Source organism: Mesobacillus sp. (assembly GCF_049588175.1).
Classification (GTDB): Bacteria; Bacillota; Bacilli; order Bacillales; family Cytobacillaceae; genus Mesobacillus.
The window spans coordinates 1-5,158 of sequence record NZ_JBAVFI010000221.1 but is presented as its reverse complement, the minus strand read 5'-3'; the positions used below and the strand labels follow the sequence as shown (position 1 = coordinate 5,158).

The window sequence follows — 5,158 nt, the reverse complement described above, 5'->3', positions numbered from 1 at the left end:
AAATATTATCGCGAATACAACTCCAACGTCCACCGCGGCGTCCATACACTTGGAACAAAAGCTACGGATGGTTATGAAGGAGCAAGGGAAAAGGTTCGTAAGTTCATAAATGCAAAATCTATTGAAGAAATCATTTTCACCCGTGGAACAACCACTGCGCTGAACACAGTAGCTGCAAGCTATGGCCGTGATAATCTCAAAGAAGGCGACGAAATTGTCATCTCTTACATGGAGCATCACAGCAACATCATTCCATGGCAGCAGGTGGCAAAACAAACGGGTGCTACGTTAAAATATCTTGACCTGCAGGAGGACGGAACGATTTCTCTTGATACTGTAAGGGAAACCATTACAGAGAATACGAAAATCGTTTCAATCATGCAGGTATCCAATGTCCTTGGTGTCATGAACCCAATCAAGGAGATTGCCGAAATTGCTCACCAGCATGGAGCAATTATGGTCGTGGATGGCGCACAAAGTGCTCCTCACATGAAGATTGATGTTCAGGATCTCAATTGCGATTTCCTTGCATTTTCTGGACATAAAATGTGCGGCCCGACTGGTATCGGTGTACTATACGGCAAGAAGGCACTTTTAGAAAAAATGGAGCCGGTTGAATTTGGCGGTGAAATGATTGACTTCGTAGGGCTCTACGAGTCAACATGGAAGGAGCTTCCTTGGAAGTTTGAAGGCGGTACGCCGATCATCGCTGGTGCAATTGGACTTGGTGCAGCGATCGACTTCCTTCAGGATATTGGTCTTGATAATATCGAAAAGCATGAGCACGCTTTGGCTGCTTATGCAATGGATAAAATGTCAGCAATCGAAGGCATGACAATCTACGGACCGAAGGAAGCTGGAAAGCGTGCAGGACTTGTAACCTTCAATCTTGATGATGTGCATCCTCACGATGTGGCAACTGTACTTGATGCTGAAGGCATCGCCGTTCGAGCGGGCCACCATTGTGCACAGCCTTTAATGAAATGGCTGAAGGCGTCAGCGACAGCACGTGCAAGCTTCTACCTGTACAATACAGAAGAAGATATTGACAAGCTGGTAGCAGGCCTTGTCAAAACAAAGGAGTATTTCAGCGATGTCTTTTAATAATTTAGATAACCTTTATCGGCAAGTTATTATGGATCACTATAAGAACCCTCGCAATAAAGGTGTTTTGGATGAAGGCAGCCTGACAGTCAACATGAACAACCCTACATGCGGCGACCGCATCCAGCTTACGATGAAAGTCGAAGATGGCAAGGTTACGGATTCAAAGTTTGAAGGGGAAGGCTGTTCGATTTCAATGTCCTCTGCTTCAATGATGACGCAGGCGATCAAGGGAAGAAGTGTTGAAGAAGCTCTTAAGCTTTCGAAGATTTTTTCTGACATCATGCAGGGCAATGACTATGATGAAGATGAATTAGACCTTGGTGATATTGAAGCTCTTCAAGGGGTTGCAAAATTCCCAGCAAGGATTAAATGCGCGACGCTTGCCTGGAAGGCGATGGAGAAGGGCCTGAAGGAAGAAGAAGACAACCAATAAAGGTCATCATCGGATGATTTTACAAAGAAAGGCTGCAGGGGATTGGCCTGCAGCAGTACAACATCAAAGCGGGGAACAAGTTTCCTGCTTTAAGAATGGAGGAATTCGACGATGGCTAAAAAAATGCCAGAGATCGGTGATTATAAGTACGGTTTTGCCGACAAAGACGTTTCCATCTTCCGGTCTAAACGCGGTCTGACGCGTGAAATCGTTGAAGAAATTTCGAAACTTAAGGAAGAGCCGCAATGGATGCTGGACTTCCGTTTAAAGTCTCTTGAGCACTTCTACAATATGCCAATGCCTCAATGGGGCGGAGATATGGCTTCATTGAACTTTGATGAAATCACATATTACGTAAAGCCTTCTGAGCGCTCTGAAAAATCTTGGGATGAAGTTCCTGAAGAAATCAAGGCGACATTTGATAAGCTTGGTATCCCTGAAGCTGAGCAAAAATACCTTGCTGGTGTTTCTGCGCAGTATGAATCAGAGGTTGTATACCACAACATGAAGCAAGAGCTTGAGGATATTGGAATCGTCTTTAAAGACACAGATTCAGCTCTTAAAGAAAACGAAGATATCTTCCGTGAGCATTTTGGAAAAGTAATTCCTCCGACAGACAATAAGTTCTCAGCATTGAACTCTGCTGTTTGGTCTGGTGGATCTTTCATCTACGTTCCAAAGGGAGTAAAAGTAGATACACCACTACAAGCTTACTTCCGTATTAACTCTGAAAACATGGGACAGTTCGAGCGTACATTGATCATCGTTGATGAAGGCGCGCACGTACACTATGTTGAAGGCTGTACAGCTCCTGTTTACACAACAAACTCACTTCACAGTGCAGTTGTTGAGATCATCATCAAGAAAGACGCATACTGCCGTTACACAACAATCCAGAACTGGGCAAACAACGTCTTCAACCTTGTTACAAAGCGTGCGGTTTGTGAAGCAAACGCAACAATGGAATGGATCGATGGCAACATCGGCTCCAAGCTGACTATGAAGTACCCTGCTGTCATCCTTAAGGGTGAAGGAGCTCGTGGTATGACATTGTCCATCGCGATTGCGGGTAAAGGACAGCACCAGGATGCAGGTGCAAAAATGATTCACCTTGCACCAAACACATCTTCAACAATCGTATCAAAATCAATTTCCAAGCACGGCGGAAAAGTAACATACCGTGGTATTGTCCACTTCGGACGCAAAGCCGACGGCGCCCGCTCTAACATTGAGTGCGATACGTTAATCATGGATAACAAGTCAACTTCAGACACAATTCCATACAATGAAATCCTGAACGATAACATTTCTCTTGAACACGAAGCGAAGGTTTCCAAGGTATCAGAAGAGCAGCTATTCTACTTGATGAGCCGTGGAATTTCGCAAGAAGAAGCAACAGAAATGATCGTAATGGGCTTCATCGAGCCATTCACAAAAGAATTGCCAATGGAATATGCAGTTGAAATGAACCGCCTCATCAAGTTCGAAATGGAAGGTTCAATCGGTTAATGATAGTTATGTGAATCCACCTGCTAAGTCAGGTGGATTTTTTTATATATTGAAAAGAGATTCAGGCATCCGAATTTTGCTCTCAGTTGGTAAATAGTAAAGCGAAATGGAAAACCGTGCAATTCTGCCACTTTTTCGTGCAATTTATTTGATTGACTTTGCAAGATTAAGTCCGTTTTTCGTGCAAAAGAATGCCACCGAATGTGCAATTATGATAGAAAACATTGCAATCAATCAAGACTTGATCCAATATTCATTTTACTAGCAGGTGTCAGGTTGTTTCTCCAATTCAATTATGGGGAAATATGCTATCATGAAACTAAAATGGAGGTGCACAGATGATCATTGTTGGCTTAACAGGTTGGGGAGACCATGACAGTTTATATGAAGGCAAGGTTGCCCCGCGTGATAAACTCAAGGAATACTCCAGCCACTTTCCTGTGGTCGAGGTGGATGCCTCTTTTTACGCTGTGCAGCCTGTAAAGAATGCGGTTAGATGGGTCGAGGATACACCGGACAATTTTCAATTCATTGTAAAAGCTTATCAGGGAATGACAGGTCATCAGCGCGGTGAGATTCCTTTTAATGATAAAAATGAGATGTTCGATGCCTATAAAGAATCGCTCAAGCCATATTTGGAAGCGGATAAGCATGGTATGACATTATTTCAGTTTCCGCCATGGTTTGATTGCCGCCGTGAAAATGTGGAATACTTACGATGGTGCAGGGAGCAGATGGGTGACATCGAATGTGCGCTTGAGTTCCGAAATCAAACGTGGTTTGATGGCGAGATGCGCGAAAAGACACTTGATTTTATGAAAAAAGATAATTGGATCCACAGCATTTGCGACGAACCTCAGGCAGGAATTGGTTCGATTCCAACTGTTCTGGCGTCTACCCACACGGAGAAGGTCCTTGTCAGGTTCCATGGCAGGAATGTTCACGGATGGAACAAGAAGGGCAATGCTCAGGATTGGCGTGAAGTAAGGTATCTTTACCGATACAACCAGCAAGAATTAATGGAATGGTCCGAGCATCTAAAAGAGCTTGACGCAAGTACAAAGCAGGTCTATGCTCTATTCAACAACAATTCTGGCGGAGATGCTGCTGATAATGCCAAGCAGATGCTAGACATATTAAATATTGAATACGCCGGACTGAACCCAAGGCAGCTTGATTTATTTTAGACCAAATTTTAAACTCCATAAAATATAACTAGACCCCTTCCGAAATTAGGCAGGGGCACTTCATTTTAAAAGAGGAATGATGGTTTGATGGAAGAAATAATTCACATTTACCATACGAATGATTTGCACAGCCATCTTGAGCATTGGCCAGGTATCCATAAACTCTTGACTGAGCGGAGGACCTGGCATGAAGAGGCCGGTGATGAGGTGCTGATTTTCGATATCGGCGATCACATGGACCGATGGCATCCCCTCTCCGACGCGACCAGGGGCAAGGCGAATTGCTGCTTGTTGAATGATGCGGGCTACGACGCGGCAACAATCGGAAATAACGAAGGAATCACTCTTCCTTTCGAGGATTTGGATTCAATGTATCTCGAAAAATCATTCGAAATGCTCGTGGCAAATCTTTATAAGCCTGATGGAAGCAGGCCTGCATGGGCAAAGCCGTATCATGTATACATAAGTAAAAAGGGTACAAGAATTGGTGTTATCGGCGTGACGGTGAACTTTGCGCGCTTTTACGAGCAGCTTGGCTGGAAGCTGGCTGATCCAATTGATGAACTTAAGAAATGTCTCGCGGAGCTTAAGGGGGAGACGGATATCATCATCCTGTTATCCCATCTTGGCATTCATGATGATGAACTCATTGCCGGGATGTGTCCGGAAATCGATGTGATACTTGGAGGACATACACACCACATTTTACACGAGGGAAAAGAAGTGGGATCTACCTTGCTTGCAGGAGCGGGTAAGCATGGGTTTTATACCGGTCATGTCTCACTCAAGGTCGACGAACAGTCGAAGCAAATCATTAATAAAAGAGCCGTTCTGTATGATATGAATGAGGCTGAAAAAGCTGACAATGAGCTGCAGCTGTCCGATGGGTATTACGCCGAAGGAAAAAGGCTAATGGCTACAA

General features: G+C 44.2%; 5 protein-coding genes. All 5 read left to right on the top strand.

Features of this window, described 5'->3' with window-relative positions; genetic code table 11:
• Window positions 1-1,104 (top strand): cysteine desulfurase (locus tag WB217_RS05550; protein WP_423991430.1); only part of this gene is annotated, 1,104 nt, incomplete at its 5' end.
• Window positions 1,094-1,540, top strand: coding sequence for a Fe-S cluster assembly sulfur transfer protein SufU (gene sufU, locus WB217_RS05545; RefSeq protein ID WP_423991428.1), 447 nt, complete (start codon window positions 1,094-1,096; stop codon window positions 1,538-1,540). The genes WB217_RS05550 and sufU, both read left to right, overlap by 11 nt.
• A 111-nt stretch (window positions 1,541-1,651) precedes the next feature.
• Complete coding sequence (gene sufB, locus WB217_RS05540) at window positions 1,652-3,049, top strand: Fe-S cluster assembly protein SufB (protein WP_423991426.1); 1,398 nt, start codon at window positions 1,652-1,654, stop codon at window positions 3,047-3,049.
• A gap of 338 nt (window positions 3,050-3,387) precedes the next feature.
• Window positions 3,388-4,236, top strand: a complete 849-nt coding sequence (locus tag WB217_RS05535) for a DUF72 domain-containing protein (RefSeq protein ID WP_423991424.1) — start codon at window positions 3,388-3,390, stop codon at window positions 4,234-4,236.
• Between the two features lie 87 nt (window positions 4,237-4,323).
• Window positions 4,324-5,158 (top strand): bifunctional metallophosphatase/5'-nucleotidase (locus WB217_RS05530; protein ID WP_423991422.1); only part of this gene is annotated, 835 nt, incomplete at its 3' end.

Coding starts and splice junctions, on each gene's coding strand:
- WB217_RS05535 (WP_423991424.1), top strand. CDS start 3,388: ATGATCATTGTTGGCTTAACAGGTTGGGGAGACCATGACAGTTTATAT.
- sufU (WP_423991428.1), top strand. CDS start 1,094: ATGTCTTTTAATAATTTAGATAACCTTTATCGGCAAGTTATTATGGAT.
- sufB (WP_423991426.1), top strand. CDS start 1,652: ATGGCTAAAAAAATGCCAGAGATCGGTGATTATAAGTACGGTTTTGCC.